Annotated in this window: 26 protein-coding genes; 3 read left to right on the forward strand and 23 right to left on the reverse strand. The window is 45.4% G+C overall.

Features of this window, described 5'->3' with window-relative positions; genetic code table 11:
* Window positions 1-8: 8 nt before the first annotated feature.
* From rnhB to rpsB, 15 genes are all read right to left on the reverse strand, one after another.
* Window positions 9-626 carry a ribonuclease HII gene (gene rnhB / locus CAG60_RS03660; protein ID WP_154170349.1) on the reverse strand — a complete coding sequence of 206 codons (618 nt, stop codon included), beginning with the start codon at window positions 624-626 and terminating at the stop codon, window positions 9-11.
* A 4-nt stretch (window positions 627-630) separates the two neighbouring features.
* Window positions 631-1773: a lipid-A-disaccharide synthase gene (gene lpxB, locus CAG60_RS03665; protein WP_161438327.1), complete on the reverse strand. Its 1143-nt coding sequence runs from the start codon at window positions 1771-1773 to the stop codon at window positions 631-633.
* Window positions 1774-1860: 87 nt separating this feature from the next.
* Window positions 1861-2649 carry an acyl-ACP--UDP-N-acetylglucosamine O-acyltransferase gene (lpxA, locus tag CAG60_RS03670; protein WP_154170345.1) on the reverse strand — a complete coding sequence of 263 codons (789 nt, stop codon included), beginning with the start codon at window positions 2647-2649 and terminating at the stop codon, window positions 1861-1863.
* 1 nt (window position 2650) lies between these two features.
* Window positions 2651-3082, reverse strand: a complete 432-nt coding sequence (gene fabZ, locus CAG60_RS03675; protein WP_170905122.1) for a 3-hydroxyacyl-ACP dehydratase FabZ — start codon at window positions 3080-3082, stop codon at window positions 2651-2653.
* Window positions 3083-3397: 315 nt separating this feature from the next.
* The gene (gene lpxD, locus CAG60_RS03680) at window positions 3398-4432 is read right to left on the reverse strand and encodes a UDP-3-O-(3-hydroxymyristoyl)glucosamine N-acyltransferase (RefSeq protein ID WP_161438328.1); all 1035 of its coding nucleotides are present in this window, start codon (window positions 4430-4432) and stop codon (window positions 3398-3400) included.
* A gap of 12 nt (window positions 4433-4444) precedes the next feature.
* Window positions 4445-4957 (reverse strand): OmpH family outer membrane protein, encoded by a 513-nt coding sequence (locus tag CAG60_RS03685; protein WP_004394665.1) that lies wholly within the window; start codon window positions 4955-4957, stop codon window positions 4445-4447.
* Between the two features lie 12 nt (window positions 4958-4969).
* Window positions 4970-7375 (reverse strand): outer membrane protein assembly factor BamA, encoded by a 2406-nt coding sequence (gene bamA / locus CAG60_RS03690; protein ID WP_154170341.1) that lies wholly within the window; start codon window positions 7373-7375, stop codon window positions 4970-4972.
* 48 nt (window positions 7376-7423) lie between these two features.
* Window positions 7424-8779: a sigma E protease regulator RseP gene (gene rseP / locus CAG60_RS03695; protein ID WP_004394663.1), complete on the reverse strand. Its 1356-nt coding sequence runs from the start codon at window positions 8777-8779 to the stop codon at window positions 7424-7426.
* A complete protein-coding gene (gene ispC, locus CAG60_RS03700) occupies window positions 8776-9984 on the reverse strand; it encodes a 1-deoxy-D-xylulose-5-phosphate reductoisomerase (protein WP_161438329.1) in 1209 nt (402 codons plus the stop codon). The genes rseP and ispC overlap by 4 nt, the downstream gene beginning before the upstream one ends.
* 48 nt (window positions 9985-10032) lie before the next feature.
* Window positions 10033-10875 carry a phosphatidate cytidylyltransferase gene (locus CAG60_RS03705; protein ID WP_154170335.1) on the reverse strand — a complete coding sequence of 281 codons (843 nt, stop codon included), beginning with the start codon at window positions 10873-10875 and terminating at the stop codon, window positions 10033-10035.
* A 16-nt stretch (window positions 10876-10891) separates the two neighbouring features.
* Window positions 10892-11644, reverse strand: coding sequence for a polyprenyl diphosphate synthase (gene uppS / locus CAG60_RS03710; RefSeq protein ID WP_040904722.1), 753 nt, complete (start codon window positions 11642-11644; stop codon window positions 10892-10894).
* A 92-nt stretch (window positions 11645-11736) separates the two neighbouring features.
* On the reverse strand, window positions 11737-12294 hold the full coding sequence (frr, locus tag CAG60_RS03715) for a ribosome recycling factor (protein WP_004394659.1): 558 nt from the start codon (window positions 12292-12294) through the stop codon (window positions 11737-11739).
* A 36-nt stretch (window positions 12295-12330) separates the two neighbouring features.
* A complete protein-coding gene (pyrH, locus tag CAG60_RS03720; protein ID WP_004394658.1) occupies window positions 12331-13062 on the reverse strand; it encodes a UMP kinase in 732 nt (243 codons plus the stop codon).
* A 182-nt stretch (window positions 13063-13244) separates the two neighbouring features.
* Complete coding sequence (gene tsf, locus CAG60_RS03725; protein WP_004394657.1) at window positions 13245-14087, reverse strand: translation elongation factor Ts; 843 nt, start codon at window positions 14085-14087, stop codon at window positions 13245-13247.
* Window positions 14088-14209: 122 nt separating this feature from the next.
* Window positions 14210-14938 carry a 30S ribosomal protein S2 gene (gene rpsB / locus CAG60_RS03730; protein WP_004394656.1) on the reverse strand — a complete coding sequence of 243 codons (729 nt, stop codon included), beginning with the start codon at window positions 14936-14938 and terminating at the stop codon, window positions 14210-14212.
* Between the two features lie 423 nt (window positions 14939-15361).
* Here rpsB and map point away from each other — a divergent pair, with 423 nt between their 5' ends.
* From map to CAG60_RS03745, 3 genes are all read left to right on the forward strand, one after another.
* A complete protein-coding gene (map, locus tag CAG60_RS03735) occupies window positions 15362-16204 on the forward strand; it encodes a type I methionyl aminopeptidase (RefSeq protein WP_004394655.1) in 843 nt (280 codons plus the stop codon).
* A gap of 101 nt (window positions 16205-16305) precedes the next feature.
* Entirely contained in the window at window positions 16306-18951 is a 2646-nt protein-coding gene (glnD, locus tag CAG60_RS03740) for a bifunctional uridylyltransferase/uridylyl-removing protein GlnD (protein ID WP_161438330.1), read from the forward strand.
* 27 nt (window positions 18952-18978) lie between these two features.
* Window positions 18979-19371: a DUF3461 family protein gene (locus CAG60_RS03745; RefSeq protein WP_161438331.1), complete on the forward strand. Its 393-nt coding sequence runs from the start codon at window positions 18979-18981 to the stop codon at window positions 19369-19371.
* Window positions 19372-19437: 66 nt separating this feature from the next.
* On the opposite strand, the gene pgpA is transcribed toward CAG60_RS03745, so the two are convergent.
* From pgpA to nrdR, 8 genes are all read right to left on the reverse strand, one after another.
* Complete coding sequence (gene pgpA / locus CAG60_RS03750; protein ID WP_040904079.1) at window positions 19438-19944, reverse strand: phosphatidylglycerophosphatase A; 507 nt, start codon at window positions 19942-19944, stop codon at window positions 19438-19440.
* The gene (thiL, locus tag CAG60_RS03755; protein ID WP_161438332.1) at window positions 19941-20915 is read right to left on the reverse strand and encodes a thiamine-phosphate kinase; all 975 of its coding nucleotides are present in this window, start codon (window positions 20913-20915) and stop codon (window positions 19941-19943) included. The genes pgpA and thiL overlap by 4 nt, the downstream gene beginning before the upstream one ends.
* A gap of 176 nt (window positions 20916-21091) precedes the next feature.
* Window positions 21092-21562 carry a transcription antitermination factor NusB gene (nusB, locus tag CAG60_RS03760; protein ID WP_004394650.1) on the reverse strand — a complete coding sequence of 157 codons (471 nt, stop codon included), beginning with the start codon at window positions 21560-21562 and terminating at the stop codon, window positions 21092-21094.
* A complete protein-coding gene (gene ribH, locus CAG60_RS03765; RefSeq protein WP_004394649.1) occupies window positions 21562-22032 on the reverse strand; it encodes a 6,7-dimethyl-8-ribityllumazine synthase in 471 nt (156 codons plus the stop codon). Before ribH ends, nusB begins: the two co-directional genes overlap by 1 nt.
* A 139-nt stretch (window positions 22033-22171) precedes the next feature.
* Window positions 22172-23281, reverse strand: a complete 1110-nt coding sequence (gene ribBA / locus CAG60_RS03770; protein WP_004394648.1) for a bifunctional 3,4-dihydroxy-2-butanone-4-phosphate synthase/GTP cyclohydrolase II — start codon at window positions 23279-23281, stop codon at window positions 22172-22174.
* A 40-nt stretch (window positions 23282-23321) separates the two neighbouring features.
* Entirely contained in the window at window positions 23322-23978 is a 657-nt protein-coding gene (locus CAG60_RS03775) for a riboflavin synthase (protein ID WP_161438333.1), read from the reverse strand.
* An 11-nt stretch (window positions 23979-23989) separates the two neighbouring features.
* Window positions 23990-25096: a bifunctional diaminohydroxyphosphoribosylaminopyrimidine deaminase/5-amino-6-(5-phosphoribosylamino)uracil reductase RibD gene (gene ribD, locus CAG60_RS03780; protein ID WP_161438344.1), complete on the reverse strand. Its 1107-nt coding sequence runs from the start codon at window positions 25094-25096 to the stop codon at window positions 23990-23992.
* A 14-nt stretch (window positions 25097-25110) separates the two neighbouring features.
* On the reverse strand, window positions 25111-25560 hold the full coding sequence (nrdR, locus tag CAG60_RS03785) for a transcriptional regulator NrdR (RefSeq protein WP_115152664.1): 450 nt from the start codon (window positions 25558-25560) through the stop codon (window positions 25111-25113).
* Window positions 25561-25581: the final 21 nt, after the last annotated feature.

The following is a 25581-nucleotide window of genomic DNA, read 5'->3' on the forward strand; positions in this document are numbered from 1 at the left end:
ACCTGACGCTATAAACCCAATGCACGCTTGACGGGAGAAAAACTGCGCCGATGCTGATCGATCACGCCATGCTGCTCGATGGCGGCAAAATGCGCTTTGGTCGGGTAGCCCTTATGCTGCGCAAAACCAAACTGCGGGTAAAGCAGATCGAGTTCGGCCATCTCTTGATCGCGCACGACCTTAGCAATGATCGAGGCCGCGCTGATCTGCGCGACTCGTAAATCGCCCTTCACCACGGCTTCAGCGGCCATCGGCAACTTAGGCACTTTATTACCGTCGACCAAGACTAAATCAGGTTGAATGGCTAAGCCCGCTACGGCACGCTGCATGGCGAGCATCGTCGCTTGAAAAATATTCAGTTGATCAATTTCACTTGGTGAGCAGCGACCTACTGACCATGCTAACGCTTTCGCTTGAATTTCTGGTAGTAACGCAAGGCGTTTCTTTTCTGACAATTTTTTAGAGTCATTCAAACCGTTAATCGGTTGCGCTGGGTCTAAAATCACCGCAGCAGTGACCACATCCCCAACCAGCGGCCCACGTCCAACTTCATCGACCCCGGCAATCCAGTGATAGCCAGTCGGAAGAATAAAAGGGGGCAGATCGTTATTGGCTTTTATGGTCACGCGGTTATTTTCCTATTAATGTCAGTACCGCTTGCGCGGCTTGTTGATCCGCATCTTTGCGGATCCAATGATGCATCTCTGTGAATTTATCTAATAATGCTTGGTTATCGCTTTGCAATAATCGAGTTAACTCGTGATACAGGTTATCAACACTGCACTCTTGTTGTATAAACTCTTTCACCAGCTCTTGCCCTGCTAAAATATTCGGCAGCGAAACATAAGGTATTTTAACTAATCGTCTCGCTAAAAAAGCGGTAATCGCATTGACTTTATAACCGACCACCATCGGCCGTTTGAGTAACATGCACTCCAATGCGACGGTGCCAGAAGCCAGCATCACCACATCCGATGCCGTAATCACATGACGAGCGGTATCATCGATTAAGGTAAAATCCAGCTCTGGGGCTACTTGCTGCCAAACCGCTTCAAACTGCTCGCGCCGCTGTGAGTTAACCAGCGCGACGACAAATCCTAACTCTGGGTAGGTTTGATGCAGTCGTTGGCACGTTTCAATAAACGGCTGAGCCAGTAGCTTCATTTCGCCACTACGGCTACCGGGCAACACCGCAAGCCAGCGCTTTTTCTCATCTAACCCTAATAAACGCTGAGCGGCTTGCTTATCGGGCTGAAGTGGTAAAGCATCGGCCAAGGTATGGCCAATAAACTCACACGGTACGTTAAACCGATCATAAAACGCTTTTTCAAACGGTAAAAAAGCGAGCACGAGATCCGTTGCCGCGGCAATTTTAAAAATTCGCTTCTGACGCCAAGCCCATACTGAAGGGCTGACATAATGCACCGTTTTAATTCCCGCTTGCTTTAAATCTCGCTCCAAGCGTAAATTAAAATCCGGCGCATCAATCCCGATAAAGACATCCGGTGGATTTTGCGTAAAATGCTGTACCAACTCGGCTTTAACTTTGAGCAAACGAGGCAAACGTCCTAGCACTTCCACCAAGCCCATGACGGCTAATTCTTCCATATCAAACAGAGAATGGCAGCCTTGATCAATCATTTTCGGGCCGCCAATCCCGACAAATTCAGCATTAGGATAACGGGTTTTGATCGCTTTAATAAAGCCTTCACCGAGGGTATCCCCCGACAATTCACCCGCAACAATACCAATACGTAAAGGTTGTTGTTCCATTTCTCAATGCCTCTTGATAGGTAATCGCCATAAAATGCAAAAGATCGCCGATAAATGGCGATCTTTTGTCTAACGCCAAGTCTAAAACTAACGGATGATACCGCGAGCCGAGTTAGCTAAGAAATCAAGAAAACGTTGGACCGCAGGGAAACTTGCCGCTTCTTTAGCGATTTCCACTTTGGCTTCTTCCAAAGTGAGTCCATTACGATACAACGCCTTATAAGCGCGGCGAATCGCATGTATTTCCGCTTTTTCAAAACCACGACGCTTTAAGCCTTCAACATTAATGCCAAAAGGGGCACAGTGGTTACCTTGCGCCATGACAAAAGGAGGCACATCTTGTACAACGATCGATCCACCGCCCAGCATACAATGATCGCCAATGTGGCAGAATTGATGAATGGCTGACATACCACCAATGATGGCTTGATTGCCCACTTTGACATGCCCAGCTAAGGTTGCGTTATTGGCAAAAATACAGCGATCACCAATCACACAATCATGAGCAACGTGTGCATTAATCATAAATAAGTTATCACTACCAACAATAGTGATGCCTTTATCTTGCACGGTACCACGATGCATAGTGACACTTTCACGAATGGTATTGCGATCACCAACAATCAGTTGAGTATCTTCACCCGCGTATTTTAGATCCTGACAGGCTTCACCAATTGAGGCGAATTGGAAGATGCGGTTGTCTTTACCAAGCTTAGTTGGCCCTTTGACAACAACGTGCGATAACAGCTCAGTGCCGTCACCAATCTCCACTTTGCCATCAACATAACAAAATGGACCAATCTTAACATTTGCGCCAATCACTGCGCCGTCTTCAACCACCGCGGTTGGGTGGATTTGTGCCGTTGGATGAATCATATTAAAACTCTCTGCGTGCACATTTTAGAACCGCGGAGCAAACTACGTCACCATCGACTTTTGCCACTCCGTTAAAAAGAGCAATGCCTCGGCGCTCTTTGATAAATTCCACTTCAATCATTAATTGATCGCCAGGGCCAACTGGTTTACGAAACTTTGCATTATCAATGCTTGCAAAATAGTACAGCTCGTTTTCTTTTGGTGCACCGAAAGTTTTAAATGCCAACAACCCAGTCGCTTGAGCCATGGCTTCTAAAATAAGCACGCCAGGGAAAACCGGCAACTGAGGGAAATGACCAGTAAACTGAGGTTCATTCACCGAAACATTCTTTAGCCCAACAAGGTATTTACCTTCTTCATAATCAGTCACACGATCGATCAATAAAAAAGGATAACGGTGCGGAAGCAGGCTCTGAATTTCAGTGATATTCATCATTTTCTTTTCAGTAGTCAAAGTCATATTCCTATCAATAAATAGATTAAATGCGATACCCTGCTCTCAAAGACAGGGAAAACTGTCGCCGCTTAAATCATCACGAAAACAGGCCCAGAGCAGAGCAAATAAGTTGGCTGATATTATATACTCAAACCGCTGAGAGTGGCAGGCAGCAGGTTAATCAATCTGACTAAGGTTCTCGTCAGAAAACACCAAACTAGCGTCGCCGACACGCGATACTAACCATCAACAAACCAGAGATAGAGATAAAAAAGACTCGCGTACGGCGAGCCTTTTTAGCAAATCAAGCCATTATGAGTGACTGATTTGCTCAAATTGCTTTTCTAAGGCTTTTAATCGTTTGTTCATCTCTTCAATTCGATGCACCCGTGCGGCGGTTTTACGCCACTCTTTATTCGGCTGCAGTGGAATACCGGATGAATAGATACCTTTCTCTTCAATACTGCGCATCACCATGCCCATGCCGGTAATGGTAACCCCATCAGCAATAGTAATGTGACCATTAATGACTGTCGCTCCGCCAATAATGCAGTATTTACCAATATGAGTACTGCCAGCAATCACTGTACCACCAGCAATCGCGGTGCCATATCCGATGTGTACGTTATGCGCAATCTGCAATTGATTATCCATGATCACATTATCTTCAATCACGGTATCATCTAACGCGCCACGATCAATGGTTGTCGAGGCACCAATTTCAACGCGATTGCCAATCCGCACCGTGCCCACCTGAGGGATTTTTACCCATTCACCACGTTCATTGGCATAGCCAAAACCGTCAGAGCCGATCACGGTACCAGATTGGATCAAACAATCATCACCAATCTGTACGCCATGGTACACGGTGACATTCGCCCACAGCTTAGTGTTATGACCTAATTGTGTATTATGGCCAATAAAGCATCCAGCGCCGACCACCACGTTATCACCGAGAACCACTCCCGACTCAATCACCGCATTTGCGCCAATCGCCACATCTTTACCCAATTGGACATCTGTCGCAACAACCGCACTCGGTGCGATCCCGACCAACGCTGGTTTAGGTGTTTTATCTAATGCCTGAGCTACTTTAGCAAAGGCAATGTAAGGGTCAGCGACCACTAAGACATTCGATGGACACAACTCTCGTTCCGATTCTTTCACCATCACTACTGACGCTTGGCACAACTTAAGGTGTTTAGCGTATTTAGTATTAGAAAGAAAGGTGACATCCCCTTCCTTGGCCCTATCCATTGGCGCGACCGCGCTTACTTTCACGTTAGCATCACCGTATAGGGTGCCGCCGGTTATGGTTGCCAAATCGGCTAAAGTTAGTGTCATCATAGTCATCGAATATTATTTAATTGCTTTAATTACTTGCTCAGAAATATTGTACTGTGGTTTACCGTATTGCATAGCGCTAACATCAACAATCAAGTCATAACCTTCTTTTTCCGCGACTTTTTGTACAGCGTCTTGAATAATTTTAAACAATTTTTGTTTTTCTTCTGCTTCACGACGTGCAGAAGCCCGCTCCAGAGCTTGGGCTTTCATCTGGTACATATTATCCAACTGCCCAATTTCCATACGCAATTTTTCAACGTCATCTTGGCTCATCAGCTCAGCATCACGTCTTAATTTTTCAATTTTCGTCTTAGCTTGAGCTTGAAGACTTTGTAGCTCTGCAGCTTTGTCTTTAAACTCGTCCTGCATTTTCTGCAAAACCACTTCACGTTGTGGTAACGCTTGAAATACTTGTGCGGTGTTAATAAAGCCTACTTTTTGCGCAGCCTCAGCAGCATTGGCAAAAAAAGCAGAACTAAGAATGATCAGGCTAACACTGGCCGCTTTAACGGTATTTTTTAACATACTTTCCTCTATTTAGAAGGTTCGTCCGATAGTAAAAGTGAAGAACTCTTCATTATCACCATCGTATTTTTTAATAGGTTTCGCCAACGAAAAGACTAAGGGCCCCATCGGTGACATCCATTGCAGTGCGACACCATAAGATGCGCGATATTTGCTTGGGTCGGAGTAATCGTAGTAGTACTGATTACCAAAAGAGGCATTAGAGCGATAATCAAACTCAGTATCCCATACACTAGCGACATCAACAAAAACACTGGTGCGGACTTGACTACGTGCTTCATCGGATGCGAAAGGCGTCGGCACAATTAATTCTAAGCTGGCCAGGGCAATTGCGTTACCACCGACTGAATCTTTGGTCGCCGTATCTTGACCATTGCTTGAGCTAGAGTAGTCTCGATATACCGCTTTAGGACCCGCCGAGTTAGAGCCAAACCCACGTAAGGTGGTAAAACCACCGGCATAAAAGTTTTCATAAAACGGATAAAGGTTATCTTTACCGTCCGTTTGACCATAACCGTTACCATAACCCAAACGACCACGCAGTAGCAGAGTAAACTCATGTTTTCTGGTTAATGGGAAGTACTGACGCACATCGTATTGGAGCTTGAAAAACTGTGCATCGGACCCCGGAGTGGTCATTTTAGCAAACGCACGCTGATGGTTACCGGCGGTTGGGAAAAAACCTCGGTTAAGGTTATTTCGAGTCCAAGCAACGTTGACATCAAAATCATCGGTGATCAACTCTTTCGGATCACAATCACCTAAGTTGCACAGGAACTGCTCAACTTGTAAATAAGGCGATAAATTACCAATTTTGTTATGGGTATAGCCAACACCGAATTCAAAACGATTGAGTTCATCAAACGGGAATCCCCAAGTCAAACTGGTGCCATAACTTTGGTTGGTATAATCGACAATCCCTGCTTCTGAAGCTTCAAACTTGTTGTAGAAAACGCGGCCGCCAAGACTTACACCATCAATGTTCCAATAAGGATCACGGTATTCAAGTGTAATATTTTGTTGATAGTCGTTAGTGGTTGCTGTGACACCGACACGGTTACCGGTTCCTAAGAAGTTATCTTGGGTTAATCCGACAGTAAAACTCACCCCCGATTCGGTACCATAACCAACACCAAAGTTAATACTTCCCGAGTTAGCCTCTTTGACGGTATAGACCAAATCAACTTGATCGTCTGAACCAGGAACACGAACCGTTTGTACATCAACCGTTTCAAAAAAGCCCAAGCGGTTTAAACGCGTTTTTCCAGTATCAATCGCACGCGAATTCAACCAACTGCCTTCCATTTGACGCATTTCTCGGCGTAAAACTTCATCACGAGTGGCGTTGTTACCGATAAAACGAATATCACGGACATAAATACGTTTACCGGCTTCAACATGCACAATGAGAGAAACTTGTTGGGTTTCATCATCAAACTCCGGAATGGTCCGGACTTGAGGATAGGCATAACCGGCTTCACCTAGGACGCGTTTGACACTTTCTTCCAATTGCGTAACCGCCGAGCCCTGATAAGTCTCGCCTAACTCAAAGGGAATCTGAGCCTTAAACTCATCTTCTTTGCCAATCAACTCACCGCGAAATTGAACCTCTTTTACCGTATACGGTAAACCTTCATTCAGATTCAAGGTGATGTAGACACCTTTTTTATCTGGAGAGATAGAAACGTGGGTCGATTCAACTTGGAACTTCAAATAGCCTCGGTCCAAGTAAAAAGTGCGTAGTGCTTCAATATCTGCTGCTAGTACCTGCTTTTGATACTTATCATCAGAGAGGAAGTTCCACCACGATAGATCGACATTCAGGTTGAAGCGAGATAAAAGATCTTCATTACTGAATACTTCATTACCGATAAAGTTAATCTGTTGAATTTTTGCCGAAACACCCTCGGTAAAAATAAACTTCAAATCAGCTCGATTGCGCGGTAAGGGCGTAACCACTGCTTTTACGCTGGCGTTATATTTACCGACGCTGTAATAAAAATCTTCTAAGCCTTTTTCGATATTGCTCAGTTTAGTACGATCCAAAGCCTCACCAACTCGAATACCAGAAGCTTCAAGATTTTGTTGCAGTTGCTCTTGTTTAATCGCTTTGTTGCCAGAGAAAGAGACACTCGCAATGGTTGGACGCTCTTGAACTTGTACGATCAACGCGGAACCATCGCGCAGAACTTTCACGTTTTCAAAGTTACCCGAGGCATACAACGCTTGGATAATTTGTGCAACATCTTGAGAATCAACGGTATCGCCAATTCGCACAGGCATTCTCAATAACGCAGCCCCGAGAGCCACTCGCTGCAGTCCTTGAATCTGAATGTCCTGCACTACAAAATTTTCGGCACCACTAACGGATACGCTTGTTGCGAGCAGTGTCGCGAACAGGATTTTTTTCATCGCCATATTTGTTTTAGTTAGTCCTTACTACAACCATTGCCTAATGCGAATCAATCACAGGCGAGTAAAATCGTTAAATATCGCTACCGCCATTAAGGAGAAAATGATCACTCCTCCGAGTCGATAGCCAATTTCTTGTATTTTTTCCGGAACAGGGCGTCGAATCACCGCTTCAATCGCGAAGAACAGTAAGTGCCCACCATCAAGCATTGGCAGAGGAACCAAATTAATAATCCCCAAGTTTATACTGATCAAGGCCAAGAAACCGAGAAAATAAACTAAGCCATAATCAGCCGTTGTCCCTGCACCTTTAGCAATAGAGATCGGCCCACTAAGATTATTCAGTCCCACATCACCGACAATCAGCTTTTTCAGCATACTGATGGTTAAGTCGATCACTTGGCCTGTCTTTGCAAACGCTTTACCGATCGAGTCGATCACGCCAAACTGTAACTCAAAGCGATACCCCGGCGGCCATTCAGCCATTTGCGGAGCAATACCAGCAAACCCTATCGTTTGTCCGGATACGCTTCGTGCATCAGGAACCAAAGTAATCGTTAACCGTTGCTGATCACGTTCAATCCCTATCTCTAACGCTTGATTAGGATGTGCCTGAATCTCTGTAACCGCCTGTTGCCAAGATGAAACCGTTTGACCGTTAATGTGCGTTAAGCGATCGCCTACTTGCAGTCCCGCTTTAGCTCCAGCACTACCAGCAGAAATCGTCGCTAATACCGTCGATACTTCAGGTACAAAAGGTTTAAATCCCAGCGCTCCCATAGCAGACTCTGTTTCTGGGTTAAAGTTCCATGACGCTAGGTCAAAAGTCTTGATTTGCTCGATGCCAATGTCATCTGGAGAAGCGACGGTCAAGGTTAGGCTCTGGTTACCAATATGGCGAATTAATCCCATATTGACTGACTCCCAATCCAGCGTCTTCACGCCTGATACGGCCTTAATTTCCATACCAGGCTTTACTCCGGCCTCTGCAGCAATCGAGTATGGCGCGACGTCACCAATCACCGGTTTGACCGCAGGTACACCAATAATAAAAACCAACCAGTAAGCGAAAAGAGCGAACAAAAAGTTAAAAGCTGGCCCCGCAGCAACAATCGCTGTGCGTTGCCATAATGATTTTTTATCAAAAGCGAATGGATACTGCTCGCGGGGAATATCGTCTACTCGGCTATCGAGCATTTTGACGTAGCCACCGAGTGGAATAACCGAAATACTGTACTCAGTTCCGTCTTTACCCATACGTTTCCAAATCGCTCGTCCAAAGCCAATTGAAAACTTTTCTACTTTAACGCCGCACTTTCTTGCCACCCAAAAATGCCCGTACTCATGGACGGCGACTAAAATGCCTAAGGCGACAATAAAGGCAACGAAGTTCCATAAAATGCCACTCATAACATACGCTCTTTCAAGTGTTGATTAGCCAGACTGCGCGCCATTGTATCTAGCTCGAGTAGGCTTTCCAAGTGATAGGAATGTAACGGACTGTTTGCCCCGCACACGGTCGACAATACCTTTTCATTAATCACAGCAATATCAGTAAAACGAATCTGCCCTCGTAAAAAGGCCTCAACGGCCACTTCATTCGCCGCATTGAGCGACGTAGTGGCATGCTGGCCGAGATAACACGCGTCTATCGCCAATTGCAAACAAGGGTAACGCTGATAATCAACCTCCATAAAGGTCAACTCACTCAAACGAGTAAAGTCTAGCGGTTCAACGCCTGCACTGACCCGCTGAGGATAGGCCAGCGTTTGTGCAATCGGCGTCGCCATATCTGGCTCGCCGAGCTGTGCAATCACCGAACCATCCCTATATTGGACCATTGAATGGATCACTGATTGAGGGTGGATCAAAACCTTAAGCTGTTCACGAGACGCGTTAAATAGCCACTTAGCCTCAATATACTCAAGCCCTTTGTTCATCATGGTTGCAGAATCAACCGATATTTTGGGCCCCATCGACCAATTAGGGTGAGCAATCGCTTGTTCTGGAGTCACTTGAGCTAAAGTCTCAATATCGGCATAACGAAATGGTCCGCCGGACCCCGTCAGCAGAATATGGGAAACGCCCTGCTCTTGTAAATTACAGCGTCCGAGCTGAGTTTGAATATCAACGGGTAAACATTGAAAAATCGCATTATGTTCACTGTCAACGGGCAATAATTCAGCCCCATAGTGCTCAACCGCATCAATAAATAACTGCCCAGACATGACCAAGGCTTCTTTGTTGGCTAAGAGAACTCGCTTCCCGGCTTTAACCGCGGCCATCGTCGGCAACAGACCTGCGGCACCGACAATCGCCGCCATCACAGTATCAACATCATCGCTAGCAGCAACATGACACATTGCCTCTTGGCCATACAACACTTCGGTTGGCAGTGAAAGTCCAGCTAATTGGGAGGATAACAACTGTGCCGCTTGTGGCGTCGCCATTACGGCATACTTAGGTCGCCATGTTTGGCAAAGCTCGCGCATTTTGTTGACATTACTACCCGCCACCAAAGCAACCACACTAAAGTGTTCAGGATTCTCGGCCACCACTTTAAGGGTGCTCGCACCAATAGAGCCAGTGGCTCCGAGAATGGTTAATTTACGCATCACAAAAACCGTCATGGTTTATGCTGATGAAGTCGTGCTTCACCAGCATTAAAATAAGAAATAGCATAAAGCAAATACAGGGAAAGCAGCCGTCAGACTATCCACTCGGTCTAAAATACCACCGTGACCAGGAATGATTTTACTGCTGTCTTTGATGCCAGATACCCGCTTAAACATACTTTCCACCAAATCGCCCAAGACTGAGATCACTACGGTAACCAAAATGGTCAATAGCATGATAGTGGTAGACGCAAATTGAATATTAAACCAACTGGCGCATAACCAACCCACCAACATGGCAGCAATAACCCCACCGACTAAGCCTTCAATAGTTTTATTCGGACTGACAGCTGGAGCCATTTTACGCTTGCCAAAACTTTTGCCGGAAAAGTAAGCCCCACTGTCCGCGGCCCACACAATCAAACAGACATAAAGTACCAATTTCGCCCCGTGATAACTGTCGGAGACAATATGTTCAGAGCGTAAAAAAATCACACTCCAAAAGAAAGGCAATAATGTCAGCACGCCAAAGAGATGACGCACAGCATTGGAATTTTCCCAGCAAGCTCGTGATTTAGGATAGGTAATGGCCAAACCACTAGCGACAATCCACCATAGTGAGCCGATCACTAAGATGCCATAATGCATCGGTTGCAAGGCACTTAATACCGAAAGCTGAGGTACAAGCAACCAATAACTTATGGCACCAACCACCAGACCGGGTAATAAGGCAAGATAACGAGAGGAAGAAGAAACGAATTGCGTCCATTCCCATAAGCCCAATAACGTTACTACGCCCAACGCCAAAATAAAGCCAGATTGCGGGAGCCAAAAAATGCCAGCAATCACTAAAGGGGCAAGTAAAAGCGCAGTAATAATTCTTTGCTTCAAACTGAGAAGTCCTATTTTATGGTGTCATTAACGCTTTGACTTGCTCACCGGTACAACCAAATCGGCGCTCACGATTAACAAACCAAGTCACAGCTTCAATTAAACTTTCTTCACCAAACTCAGGCCAATAAACAGGAGTAAAATACATTTCTGCATAAGCCAACTGCCAAAGAAGGAAGTTACTGATCCGGCATTCACCACTGGTGCGAATCAGTAAATCCACTTCAGGAAGATCAGCCATCGTTAAATGTTCAGCGATCAATGTCTCGTTAATATCCGTGACACTGAGTTCATCACGACTGATTTTAAGAGCAATATGGCGCATCGCCTGAGTGATATCCCATTTTCCACCGTAATTCGCCGCAATATTAATCACCATGCCCGTATTATGCTGAGTCAGCGCTTCAGCTTGGGCGATTTTACTTTGTAACCGCTCACTGAATCGACTGGTATCACCAATAATACGTAAACGCAGGTTATTTTTGTGCAGTTTTTTGACCTCGGTCGATAAGACACGAAGAAATAACTCCATCAACACGCCGACCTCTTCCTCAGGACGTCGCCAATTTTCACTGCTAAAGGCAAATAAAGTCACGGCTCTGATCCCCAGTTTTGCTGCGGTAGAAACCGTTTTACGCACCGCAGCAACCCCGTTTTTGTGACCAAAGATCCGAGGTTTACCTTGTGCTTTTGCCCAACGACCATTGCCATCCATAATAATGGCGATATGCTGAGGGAGAACATCTAACGAGAGCTGCGAATTTTGCATAGAAACGTAATAAAGAAAAAAGATGGTGAAGAGTAGCATAAAAAAACGCTGTGCTGTGAGCACAGCGTTTTCCTGTTAGGGTTTTGTAGAAATTAAACTTCCATGAGTTCTTTTTCTTTAACCGCTAAGATGTCATCAATTTTCTTGACAGCCGCATCGGTCAGTTTTTGAATTTCATCTTGAGCCTTACGCTCTTCATCTTCTGAAATTTCTTTATCTTTCAATAACGCTTTTAGATCGTTGTTGGCGTCACGACGAATATTGCGCACGGCGACTCGACCACCTTCCGCTTCACCACGGACGATTTTAACAAGATCACGGCGACGCTCTTCCGTTAATGGTGGCAGTGGAACACGAATCACGGTTCCTGCTGACATTGGGTTTAACCCTAAATCAGACATAAGAATCGCTTTTTCAACTTTTGGCGTAAGTTCTTTATCAAATACCGTAATCGCTAATGTACGTGCATCTTCAGCAATCACGTTGGCAATTTGGCTTAGAGGTGTTGACGCACCGTAGTACTCAACAGAGAGGCCAGATAGTAGGCTTGGGTGAGCGCGACCAGTACGAATCTTTGATAGATTGTTCTTTAGCGCTTCTACACTTTTATCCATACGCTCTTGAGCGTCTTTTTTGATCTCATTAATCACAATATCACCTTAATTCTTATTTCATTTCGAGAGTGATTATACAGCGGAGCTGATCAGCGTACCTTCCGCTTCACCCATAACCACACGGCGTAATGCGCCAGGCTTGTTCATATTAAAGACACGGATTGGCATGTTGTGATCGCGAGCCAGAGTAAAGGCCGCCAAATCCATCACTTTAAGTTCTTTATCCAGTACATCGTTGTAACCCAGCTTATCATACAGTTGCGCATCTGGATTGGCTACAGGGTCAGCACTGTAGACGCCGTCTACTTTTGTCGCTTTGAGAACCACGTCAGCTTCAATTTCGATACCACGTAAACAAGCGGCAGAATCGGTTGTGAAAAACGGGTTACCCGTACCAGCAGAAAAAATCACTACACGACCTTGACGTAATTGACTGATCGCGTCAGCCCAATTGTAGTCGTCACATACCCCTTTAAGTGGGATAGCAGACATCACGCGCGCATTCACGTAAGCTCGATGTAGGGCGTCACGCATCGCAAGGCCATTCATCACTGTCGCCAACATGCCCATATGGTCACCCACAACACGGTTCATTCCCGCTGCCGCTAAGCCTGCACCACGGAATAAGTTGCCACCACCAATGACGACACCCACTTGAACACCTAATTCGACCAATTCTTTTACTTCTTGTGCCATACGATCAAGCACGGTCGGATCGATACCAAAACCTTCTTCACCTTGAAGCGCTTCACCGCTCAATTTTAATAAAATACGTTGATATGCGGGTTTAGGGTTTGTTGTCATGGACTTTACCTTTCAAAAAGTATCGTTAGTTAACAGTCATAAATAAACTTACTGCGTAAATGTATTGATGATCATTACCATCGTGAGTTCGAAAACCGCTCTCTTTAACCGTCGAGGGAGTGATATTCGTAAAAAGACCGCAGCCATGGCCACGGTCTTTATCTTGGTCATCAAAAAGGCAATTAACCTTTCTGAGCCATAGCCACTTCTTCAGCGAAGCTCAGGCCTTCTTGTTTTTCGATACCTTCACCTACTTCTAGGCGAACGAAAGTCGATACTGAAGCGCCTTTCTCTTTCAAAATTTCACCAACAGTTTTCTTTGGCTCCATAACGAAAGGTTGACCAGTTAGAGAAACTTCGCCAGTGAATTTCTTCATGCGGCCTTCAACCATTTTCTCTGCGATCTCTTTTGGCTTACCTTCGTTCATTGCGATTTCAACTTGAACTTCACGCTCTTTCGCAACAACATCAGCCGGTACATCTTCAGGATTAACGTATTCAGGGCGAGAAGCCGCTACGTGCATCGCGATGTGTTTTAGAGTTTCTGCATCGGCATCACCAGCAACCACAACACCAATACGAGAACCGTGGCTGTATGCAGCCAAAGCTTTACCTTCAGCGTATTGAACGCGACGGATATTGATGTTTTCGCCGATTTTAGCAATAAGAGTAACACGAGCATCTTCAAACTGTGCTTGTAGCTCTTCTAGGCTTAGTTTTGATGCTAACGCTGCTTCAGCGACTTCGTTAGCGAATGCTAGGAAGTTGCCATCTTTAGCAACGAAATCGGTTTGGCAGTTGATTTCAACCAAAGCGGCAGAACCTTCTGCTTCTTTGATGATGATCGCGCCTTCAGCAGCGATATTACCTGCTTTTTTAGCCGCTTTTGCAGCACCGCTTTTACGCATATTTTCGATGGCAAGTTCGATGTCACCGTTGGTTTCAACGAGTGCTTTCTTACATTCCATCATACCTGCGCCAGTACGTTCACGCAGTTCTTTTACTAGAGCAGCAGTAACAGCCATTCTCTATTCCTCAGTTGATTCAGGATTAAAAATTGGGGGCCTAATGATTTGGCCCCCAATACTAACTATGACTTAGCCCATGTAGTATTCTACAGAAGGCTAAGTAAGACTAAGAGCCGCTATTATTCCGCTTCTACAAAGCCGTCTTTTTCAGCAACTGCCGCTACGTCTTTGTTACGACCTTCGTTTACTGATTCAGCTGCAGCGTTCAGGTATAGTTGAACGGCACGGATCGCATCGTCGTTACCTGGGATGATGTAATCAATACCATCTGGGTTAGAGTTAGTATCAACAACAGCAAACACTGGAATGCCTAGGTTGTTTGCTTCTTTAACTGCAATGTGCTCGTGATCAGCGTCGATAACGAATAGAGCGTCAGGTAAACCGCCCATGTCTTTGATACCACCAAGAGATTTCTCAAGCTTGTCCATTTCACGAGTACGCATTAGCGCTTCTTTCTTGGTTAGCTTGTCGAAAGTGCCATCAGTCGCTTGAACTTCAAGTTCTTTTAGACGCTTGATTGATTGACGAACGGTTTTCCAGTTAGTTAGCATACCACCTAACCAACGGTTGTTTACGTAGTATTGATTGCTTGCAATCGCTGCTTCTTTTACTGCTTCAGAGGCTGCGCGCTTAGTACCTACGAAAAGTACTTTACCTTTTTTGTCGCCGATTTTCACTAGCTCAGCCAGTGCTTCGTTGAACATTGGTACGGTTTTTTCTAGGTTGATGATATGAACTTTGTTACGAGCGCCAAAAATGAATGGTTTCATTTTTGGGTTCCAGTAACGAGTCTGGTGACCGAAGTGAACACCAGCTTTTAGCATATCGCGCATTGATACAGTTGCCATGAAATAATCCTCTATGGGGTTAGGCCTCCACATCCCCCATGTCTCCGACTCCTCAACGTTTATAACGCTGGAAGCACCCCGGAACATGTGTCGGAATGTGTGTGATTTAAAGATAAATGTGTGTGGACTCGGGCAGTTTCGCCGTTACGAAGAAATCAGGCCGATGTTCCGGCGCGTTTTATATCATATTTAGCACTAATCTGACTAGCAAAAATTGTGGCGTAGGCGCTTGGATTGAACCAGCGGGAGCGATGATGAGCAAGAAAATCCATCTTACTATCGATCATCAGGAGATGCGTCATTTAACCTAGCTAACCACCGCGCTTAATCATTCTTATTTACACCGCTTCTTGCGCTTCCTTTTCTCACTGTTACAATATTGCGATTAGCACTCAGTGCCTAAAATTTGAATAGAGAAAGCCGATGTCTGTAAAAATTAAAAATGCTCAAGAAATAGAAAAAATGCGTGTAGCGGGGCGATTGGCTGCGCAAGTTTTAGAAATGATTGAACCTCACGTCAAAGCTGGCGTGACCACTGAACACCTTAACCAACTTTGCCACGATTATATTACCGAGGTGCAAGGCGCTATTCCTGCCCCTCTTAACTATCATGGCTTCCCAAAATCGATTTGCACATCGATTAACCATATCGTGTGCCATGGTATTCCGGCTGAGCAAGATACGCAATTTGGTCAACTGCTTCGCCCGGCCGTCTTAAAAGAAGGTGATATTATGAACATCGATATTACCGTCATTAAAGATGGTTATCACGGTGATACCTCAAAGATGTTCTTAATTGGTGATGTGCAGCCAGCCGACAAACGTTTATGTCTAGTCGCTCAAGAGTGTCTCTATTTGGCCTTAAAAAAAGTGAAACCAGGCGTACAACTCGGCGAAATTGGTACCGCGATAGAGAAATACATCAAAACCAATAATAAAAATAACCCGCGTTCAAAATTCTCGATTGTTCGTGACTACTGTGGTCATGGTATCGGCGCAGAGTTTCATGAAGAGCCACAAGTAGTGCACTACAAAAATAGTGACCGCACACTGCTTCGTGAAGGGATGATTTTTACCATTGAGCCGATGATCAATGCGGGTAAATTTGGTTGTCGCTTGGATGATGAAGATAACTGGACGGTCTATACCGCCGATAGTAAGAACTCGGCTCAATGGGAGCACACTATTTTGGTTACCGCAGATGGCTGTGAAATTCTCACGCTACGTGAAGAAGAGACCATCCCACGTATTTTCCACAATGCTTAATCCTGCCCGATAGTCGGTAAAGGGAGCTTGAGCTCAGCGCTTGATTTCTGTTAGATTGAGCATTCACACTGAGTTCACTCCCTGGCATGGACCGCACTGTTATGGCTTATTTATCCCCGCTGAATTACACCGATCAACAGCTCACGGTTGAGCAATTAAAACAGCAACTCGACCTTTTTTCTGCCTACCAGCGCCAAGCGTTTCTCTCTCGCCATCCGGTCAGTGATCTCGTGGTTGGCCGTGCCGATTATATGGATATGCTCCTGAATCGTCTTTGGCAGTATTTTGGGTTTGATAAACTCAATGACCTCTGTCTGGCCGCTGTTGGCGGATACGGAAGAGCTGAATTACATCCCTTATCAGATATTGATATCTTAGTCGTCTCTACGACCCGATTAGCCGATGATATTGGCAGTAAAGTCAGCCAATTCATTACCTTATTATGGGACTTGCGCCTAGAAGTCGGCAATGCTGTACGTACTGTAGAAGAGTGTATTGAGATTGGTAAAGCGGATTTAACCGTGGCCACCAATTTGCAAGAGGCACGCTTGTTGTGCGGCAGTGACCGTATTTTCCAACGTTTACAATCAGCCATTCATAGCGAATCTTTTTGGCCAAGTGAATGCTTCTACCAAGCTAAAATAAAAGAGCAACGTGAACGCCATGCTCGATACCACGATACGGCCTATAACCTTGAGCCCGACATTAAATCAACGCCTGGCGGTCTAAGAGATATCCATACCTTAAGCTGGGTTGCTCGTCGCCACTTTGGGGCGACATCACTCTATGAAATGAGCCGCTTCGGCTTTCTTACTGACGCTGAATTTCGTGAACTGGCCGAATGCCAAGATTTTTTGTGGCGAGTTCGCTTCGCTCTCCACCTTGAACTAAAACGTTATGACAATCGACTCGGTTTTGCTCATCAAGCTCAAGTCGCCGAACATCTTGGATTTACTGGCGAAGGCAACCGAGCGGTCGAAAAAATGATGAAGGAGTTCTATCGCACCTTACGCCGCGTATCTGAACTCAATAAAATGCTCTTGAAGTTGTTTGATCAAGCGATCTTAAACCGTGGTGAAGAGATCAAAGCCGAGATCATTAATCACGACTTTCAGCGTCGTGGTTCATTAATTGAAGCTCGAAAGCCCGCTCTGTTTCAAGCTCGACCTGAAACCATTCTCGATATGTTTTTGCTCATGGCCAATGACTCGAGCATTGATGGGGTTGCCCCTTCTACGATGCGTCAATTAAGAACCGTACGGCGACGATTGAACAAATTTTTGCATACGATTCCTGCTGCGCGTGAAAAATTTCTCACGCTGACCCGTCACCCCAATGCGCTTCACAAAGCGTTTGGACAAATGCATAAATTGGGCGTATTGGCCGCTTATTTACCGCAATGGAGTCAGATAGTTGGGCAGATGCAATTTGACTTGTTTCATGTCTATACCGTTGATGAGCACAGCATTCGTCTACTAAAACATATCCATCTGTTTAATGACCCAAAAAACCATCAACGTCATCCTATTTGCTGTGAGATTTTCCCGAAAATACAAAAAAAAGAACTGCTGATCCTCGCGGCCATTTTCCATGATATTGCCAAAGGTCGCGGCGGCGATCATTCAGAAATAGGTGCGAGTGAAGCTTACGATTTTTGTATCGAACACGGCCTCTCTAAGCCAGAAGCGAAACTGGTGGCTTGGTTAGTCCAAAATCACTTATTAATGTCCGTCACCGCTCAACGGCGCGATATTTATGATCCAGACGTGATCATCGAATTTGCTAAAAAAGTCCGCGATGAAGAGTATCTGGAATACTTGGTCTGTTTAACGGTGGCTGATATTTGCGCCACTAATCCAGACCTATGGAACAGTTGGAAACGAACCTTACTGGCGGAACTCTTTTACTCAACGCAAAGAGCATTAAGACGCGGGCTTGAACACCCTGTTGATGTTCGAGAACGAATTCGTCATAACCAACAAATGGCGTCGGCACAGCTACGTAAAGAAGGCTTCCATAGCCGTGAAATCGAGCAATTGTGGCAACGATTTAAAGCCGATTACTTTTTACGCCATACTCACAAACAAATAGCATGGCATGGTATGCACATTTTAACGCACTCATCGCCTACTGAACCTTTGGTCTTAATCAGTAAAAAAGCCACGCGCGGTGGTACCGAAGTGTTTGTGTATACCAAAGATCAGCCCGCATTGTTTGCAACCGTGGTCGCCGAATTAGACCGTCGAAACCTGAATGTTCATGACGCGCAAATCATGACCAGTAAAGACGGCTATGTTTTAGATACCTTTATGGTCTTAGATCACAACGGCCAAGCAATTGAAGAAAACCGTCATCATGCGTTAATTAAGCATTTAAGCCATGTATTGACCGATGGCCGTCCAACGAGACTCAAAACACGCCGCATCCCACGTAATCTGCAACATTTCACGGTTCGAACTCAGGTAGACTTTTTACCAACAAAAAGCAAAAAACGCACCTTAATGGAGCTGGTTGCTCTCGATACGCCGGGATTACTGGCCACCATAGGAGCGACGTTTGCCGAATTAAACTTAGATTTACATGGGGCGAAAATCACTACCTTAGGAGAGCGCGCAGAAGACTTATTTATTTTAACTAATCAACAAGGGGCTAAACTCACAGACCAAGAGCAAAGTACCCTACGTGAACGATTAATTGATACTATTGCTCAGCTCTCTTCTTCTCACCAAGAAGCTTTATCGCCTTAATCACTCAAAACAATGCAGAGGATGCTTATGTTTCCACAACTCACCAGCTTGGGAATCGATCAACCCTATACGATTGAACGTTACTCATTGCGCCAAGAAGCGCAAAAAGATGTGCTAAAAATCTATTTCAAGAAACAAAAAGGTGAGTTTTTTGCTAAAAGTGTCAAATTTAAATACCCAAGACAGATCAAAACGGTTTTGGTCGATGGCGGTACTCACCAATACCGAGAAATCAGCGAAATCAATCGTACTCTTACTTTAGTCATTGATGAGTTGAACCAACTCACACGTAATGAGAACGCCGGAGATAACGGCGGTGAGGTGGACGTTAAACAAAAAATATTGAGTGATTTACGTCACTTAGAGAAAGTAGTGGCCAACAAAATTGCTGAAATTGAAGCCGATCTGAACAAACTTTAGTTTGGCTTACCCATAATGGAGCCTCTGCTCCCTTATGGGTGACTGATCAACACGACGTAACTGTGCTTAGTTTAGCCATCCCGCCCACTGCCCAACAAAAAACAGCATGATAGCCGCCATGATACCAGCGACGATATCATCGAGCATAATTCCTACGCCACCTTCTACTTGTTTATCTAGCCATCCAATTGGCCATGGTTTGACCATATCAAAAAAACGAAAGAGCACGAATCCCGTTACAATCCATTGCCAATCAAAGATTGGCAATTGCAGTAACGGAACAATAGACATGGTGATCCAAAAACCAGCAAACTCATCCCAAACAATCGAACCATGATCGTGAACTTGCATATCTGTTGACGTCACTTGGCAAATTTTCACCCCGAGAATGCACGCCATTAAGACGACGAAAAGATAGGCAAATAAGGGCAGTTGCACTAGAAGTAGATACAGAGGAATGGAAGCTAATGTTCCCATTGTGCCAGGTATGATCGGCGATAAACCACTGCCAAATCCGGTCGCCAGTAGATGCCACGGATTGCGTAGTGAAAGACGAGAAAGAGGATGGCTCATGCTGATTCCTTAAAATGATCATAACCAGTCAACGACCAGTCGACTTTTTGCCCATGGTTGAGTAAGTCAAACACGCCATGAGGACGAATTTGACCAATGCAGGTGACAGGCGTCGCAGTATGTGCCAAAGCACTTGCTAACGACCCTTTATTCTCTTCAGGCACCGTAAAGCAGAGCTCGTACTCTTCACCACTGGTTAATGCATACTGCTGCGCAATAAGCGGATCCCCCGTGTACTGCACTAACGCTTCAGATAACGGCAAGGTATGCAAATCAAGGCTCGCTCCTACTTGAGAAGCACTTAAAATATGGGTTAAATCCGCGACTAGGCCATCAGAAATATCAATCGCTGATGAGGCTAAATTGAGCAAGGCTTGTCCAGCGAGAACTCGTGGGGTCGATACGTAATGACGTGACTCTAACACTGATGCACAAGGTAGAGCACGTTTACTCGCATCGAGTACCACCTCAAGTCCTGCTTTACTGTCGCCGAGTTGACCTGTGACATAAATCCAGTCCCCGACTTTTGCACCAGAACGTAACAAGGCTTTATCTTGCGGTACAAAACCTTGCACGGTGAGAGTGATACTCAACGGACCTTTGGTGGTATCACCACCAATCAATTGTACATTGTAGTAGTTCGCTAAATCAAAAAAGGCGTCACAAAATGGAGTAAGCCAATTGGGGTTAATCTCAGGTAAAGTAAGTGCCATCGAGACCCAAGCAGGGGTTGCCCCCATCGCGGCTAAATCACTGATATTAGAAGCAAGGGCTTTATGTGCTACCCATGCTGGATTAGCATTAGCCAGAAAATGAGTCCCTGCAACTAAGGTATCGGTACTGATAGCCAGCCGAACATTCTCTGGTACATTGACGATTGCACAATCATCCCCCAGAGCTAAATGGACATCTTTACGCTGTGGTTGACGTGCCGCCAAATAGTGTTCAATAAAGTTAAATTCACCTAACATGGATGATTCTCTAGCCAGACCAACGAATCCACCGAATGATTCATTCATACGATGTAAATGCGGTTAGTAAAACTAAGCCCATCAATAACACTCGCTCAACCGTTGTAGATGGACTCATTGGTCGATTTCATCTATAAAAAAGGCCAGCGAATGCTGACCTTTTATGCCAAAACTGATTACGCTTTTTTGCGTACATGAGGGGCGGCTTTATCAAGCACGCCATTCACAAACTTATGGCTATCTTCTGCTGCAAACACTTTTGCTAGCTCAATGGCCTCGTTAATCACGACCTTATAAGGAACATCTTCGCGTCGAGTCATTTCATACATCGCTAGACGAAGTAGCGCAAGTTCCATCATATCCAAATCTTGCATCGGACGAGAAACAAAAGGACGTAGTTTGCTATCTAGCTCGGTATGATTGAGCACAACGCCGACAAGCAGATCACGGAAATAGGTCACATCGGTTTGTGGAGCCGATAGCGCAGGCTCTGCTGCATGATGTTCTTCTTCATCATACTTACCACCGGATAAGAACTGCTCTTCAATAGTCGCCACATTCTCTTTAGTAATTTGCCACGAATAAATAGCTTGTAGCGCAAATTGACGTGCATTACGACGTGCGGCTGGTTTCACACTGGCCCCCATTAGGAATCGATTTCAGAAAGAACGTTTATCATCTCAAGTGCGCTAAGTGCTGCTTCTGCACCTTTATTACCAGCCTTGGTTCCTGCGCGTTCAATAGCTTGATCGATAGTATCAACAGTTAATACACCAAACGCGACAGGAATACTGAATTCCATCGACACTTGGGCTAACCCTTTATTCATTTCACTGCAAACATAGTCAAAGTGTGGTGTACCACCACGAATAACCGAACCCAGTGACACTATCGCATCAAATTTGCCTGTTTTGGCAACGCGCTGAGCCACCAGTGGCAGCTCAACCGCACCAGGACAACGCACAACGGTAATATTCTCGTCGCTAACTTGACCATGACGCTTTAAAGTATCGATGGCACCAGACAGCAGACTTTCGTTAATAAAACTGTTGAAACGAGAAATCACAATCGCAACTTTGGCATGGGGGGCTGGGAAACCACCTTCGATCACTTTCATAAGCTTTCCTTTAACTCTGTTCATCAAGTGAGAATCGCCGGATTCTAGCACAAATTTGTGAACGATATCTAATAGTAATTTGCCGCCACAAGGGCGGCCTATCGTGCAGACTTAACGAGCCGAACGTAGAATAACTGGCTTACTCGCTGATATACTCGACAACATTTAAGCCAAATCCACCCAAGGCGTGGTATTTCTTATTGGCTGAAGAGAGCAAACGCATATCACTGACGCCTAAATCGGCAAGGATCTGTGAGCCAACCCCGACCCGTCGAGATGTCCCTTGCTTTTTCGCCATCGTTGGGGCTGCGCCTTTATCTTGCTGTTCAAACATTTTAACGCGATGGATAAGCAGATCAGTGGACTCTTCATTACCAAGAATCACCAACACGCCCCCTTCTTGACCAATACGTTGCATGGCTTTATCCAAAGTCCAACTACGATCGGCGCTGCGATCGCTACGTAATAGATCAGTAAAGGTATCTTGTAGATGAACACGCACTAAAGGTGCTTGCTGACTAACACTCTCTTTGCGCAAAGCAAAATGAATTTGATTGTCAATGATATCGCGATACGTCACCAGCTCAAATTCACCGAATTCGGTTGGTAATTGGCATTGCGCGACCCGTTCGATGGTGGTTTCTGTATTATTACGATACTCAATTAAATCGGCAATGGTACCTAATTTGATGTCGTGTTTTTTAGCAAAAACTTCCAGATCGGGGCGACGAGCCATACTGCCATCGTCATTGAGGATCTCGACAATCACTGACGCAGGCTCAAGCCCTGCGAGACGTGCTAAATCACAACCGGCTTCGGTATGACCTGCGCGGGTGAGCACCCCGCCATCTTGCGCTGCTAATGGAAAAATATGTCCAGGTTGAACTAAATCAGCCGCTTTGGCCTCTTTTGCCACGGCAGCTTGCACCGTACGTGCGCGATCAGCCGCTGAAATCCCCGTCGTTACGCCTTCTGCTGCTTCAATCGATACCGTAAAGTTAGTGGTATACTGTGCGTTATTATCCTGCACCATCGGAGCTAATCCTAGATGCTGGCAACGACTTTTAGTCATGGTTAAACAAATCAATCCGCGCCCATGAGTCGCCATAAAATTGATCGCTTCTGGTGTGATATGCTCTGCGGCCATGATTAAATCGCCTTCATTTTCGCGATCTTCATCGTCCATCAAGATAACCATTTTACCTAAGCGAATATCTTCGATAATGTCTTGTGGGGTACTAATTGACATGACTGTTGTCCTATATTTTGTCTTATTGCGTCACGTATGATTACGCAAAACCATTTTGTTGTAAGAATTCCATTGTCATTCGAGAAGTTGATTCGAGCTCATTCTGACCACCGACCAATAAACGTTCTAAATATCGAGCAAGCACATCCACTTCGAGGTTCACCTTGCGGCCAGGTTGAAAGCCGTCAATGGTCGTTTCTAACGAGGTATGCGGCACGATAGTCAGCTTAAAGGCATTTTTTCGTAACCCATTGACGGTTAAGCTAATCCCATCAATAGTGATCGAGCCTTTTTCAGCAACATACCGAGTTAACTCATTCGGTAAGCTCACCCACAATTCAATCGCACGCCCCACCCACTGGCGTTCAATAATTTCACCAATCCCATCAACATGTCCCGACACAATATGCCCACCAAAACGCGTCGTCGGAAGCATGGCTTTTTCTAAGTTGAGTTTTTCTCCGACTTGATAGTGAGCAAACGCTGATTTATTGAGTGTTTCTAATGAGAGATCAGCTCGATAATGTTGCGAACTGACATCAATAACGGTTAAACACACACCGTTAGTAGCAATGCTATCGCCGAGTTTAACATCACTCATATCGAGTTTTCCCGTAGCAACGGTAATGGTGACGTCTTCACCTTGGCGAGTCATCTCAACCAAGGAGCCCACAGCTTCTATAATTCCGGTAAACATAATCAGTTATCTTATTGGGTTGAGGTGAGAGTTGCGGTTAGGCGAAGATCTGGGCCGACCATTCGACAGTCTTGAATGACTAATCCTAATGCTTGATCCATATGAGTAAAACCTAAGGCTCCTAATAAACCACGGCCGTCACTGCCCATAATTTTTGGCGCAAGGTAGATGATTAGTTCATCTACCAGCTGCTGCTCAAGCAAGCTTTTGGCCAATGTTGGCCCAGCTTCTACCCAAAGATGATTGATCTGATACTGTTCAGCCAAACTGGCTAAAGTATCACGCAGATCGAACTGTTGATGTTCATTCAATGGCACACACAGTTCCGCGTCTTGTTCTGCTACACGAATTACCGGTGAAGCGGTGGCATAAAGAGCCAGTGATTGGTGCAATTGATGCTGGCGGTCAAGTATCACACGAGTTGGCTGGCGAAGTTCAGCATGAGGGTATTGCTGTTGCACATCGGCTGGTAATTCAGACCAACGTACCGCTAATGAGGCGTTATCGGCGACCACCGTTTGACTAGTTGATAACACCGCTCCTGCTTGCGCTCGATATACTTGAACATCTTGCCGTGCTTGAGCTGAGGTTATCCATTGACTTTCACCATTAGCCAGTGCTGTTTGTCCATCTAGACTGGCCGCTAATTTTAGCTGAACATAAGGCATTCCGGTTTGCATCCGTTTAATAAACGCCGGATTGAGCGCCTTGGCGTCCGCTTCTAATAAACCAACTTCCACCTCAATTCCTGCTTCTCGCAACATAGCAATGCCGCGTCCAGAAACTTGTGGATTAGGATCTTGCATCGCGCAAATCACCTTTGCTACTCCGGCTTGAATTAACCCTTCAGCACAAGGAGGCGTTCGTCCGTAGTGAGAACAAGGCTCTAGTGTCACATAAGCGGTCGCACCACGAGCGTGCTCTTTAGCCATCCGCAAAGCGTGCACCTCGGCATGTGGCTGACCAGCTCGATAATGGAAACCTTCGCCAACAATGCGGCCTTGTTGAGTAATCACACACCCAACCTTTGGATTCGGCGCCGTGGTAAAGCGTCCGCGCTGAGCAAGTTGAATGGCTCGCGCCATCATTTGATAATCGACAGCAGAAAAGTTTGACATCATCGGACTCACGTTCAATTTTCTAATTTAGCAATCTCTTCACCAAATTCGCGAATATCTTCAAAACTACGATAAACCGAAGCAAAGCGAATGTATGCCACCTTATCTAACTCTTTCAGTTGTTCCATCACTAAATTACCGATCAATTCACTCGGAACTTCCCGCTCGCCGGTGGCGCGTAATTTAGATTTAATGGTACTGATCGCTAACTCAATCGCATCGGCGCTAACAGGGCGTTTTTCTAAAGCGCGTAGCATCCCACCGATCATTTTTTCTTCATCAAATGGCTCTCGATTACCGTTGGATTTGATGACTCTTGGCATCACTAGCTCTGCGGTTTCAAACGTGGTGAAACGTTCGCTACAAGTCAAACATTGCCGACGACGGCGCACTTGGTGACCATCAGCCACTAGACGAGAATCGATAACTTTTGTTTCGTTTTCAGAGCAAAAAGGACAATGCATATTACCTCCCTAGCAAGGTGA

The sequence above is a fragment of the Vibrio sp. V33_P6A3T137 genome (assembly GCF_009904835.1).
Classification (GTDB): domain Bacteria; phylum Pseudomonadota; class Gammaproteobacteria; order Enterobacterales; family Vibrionaceae; genus Vibrio; species Vibrio metschnikovii.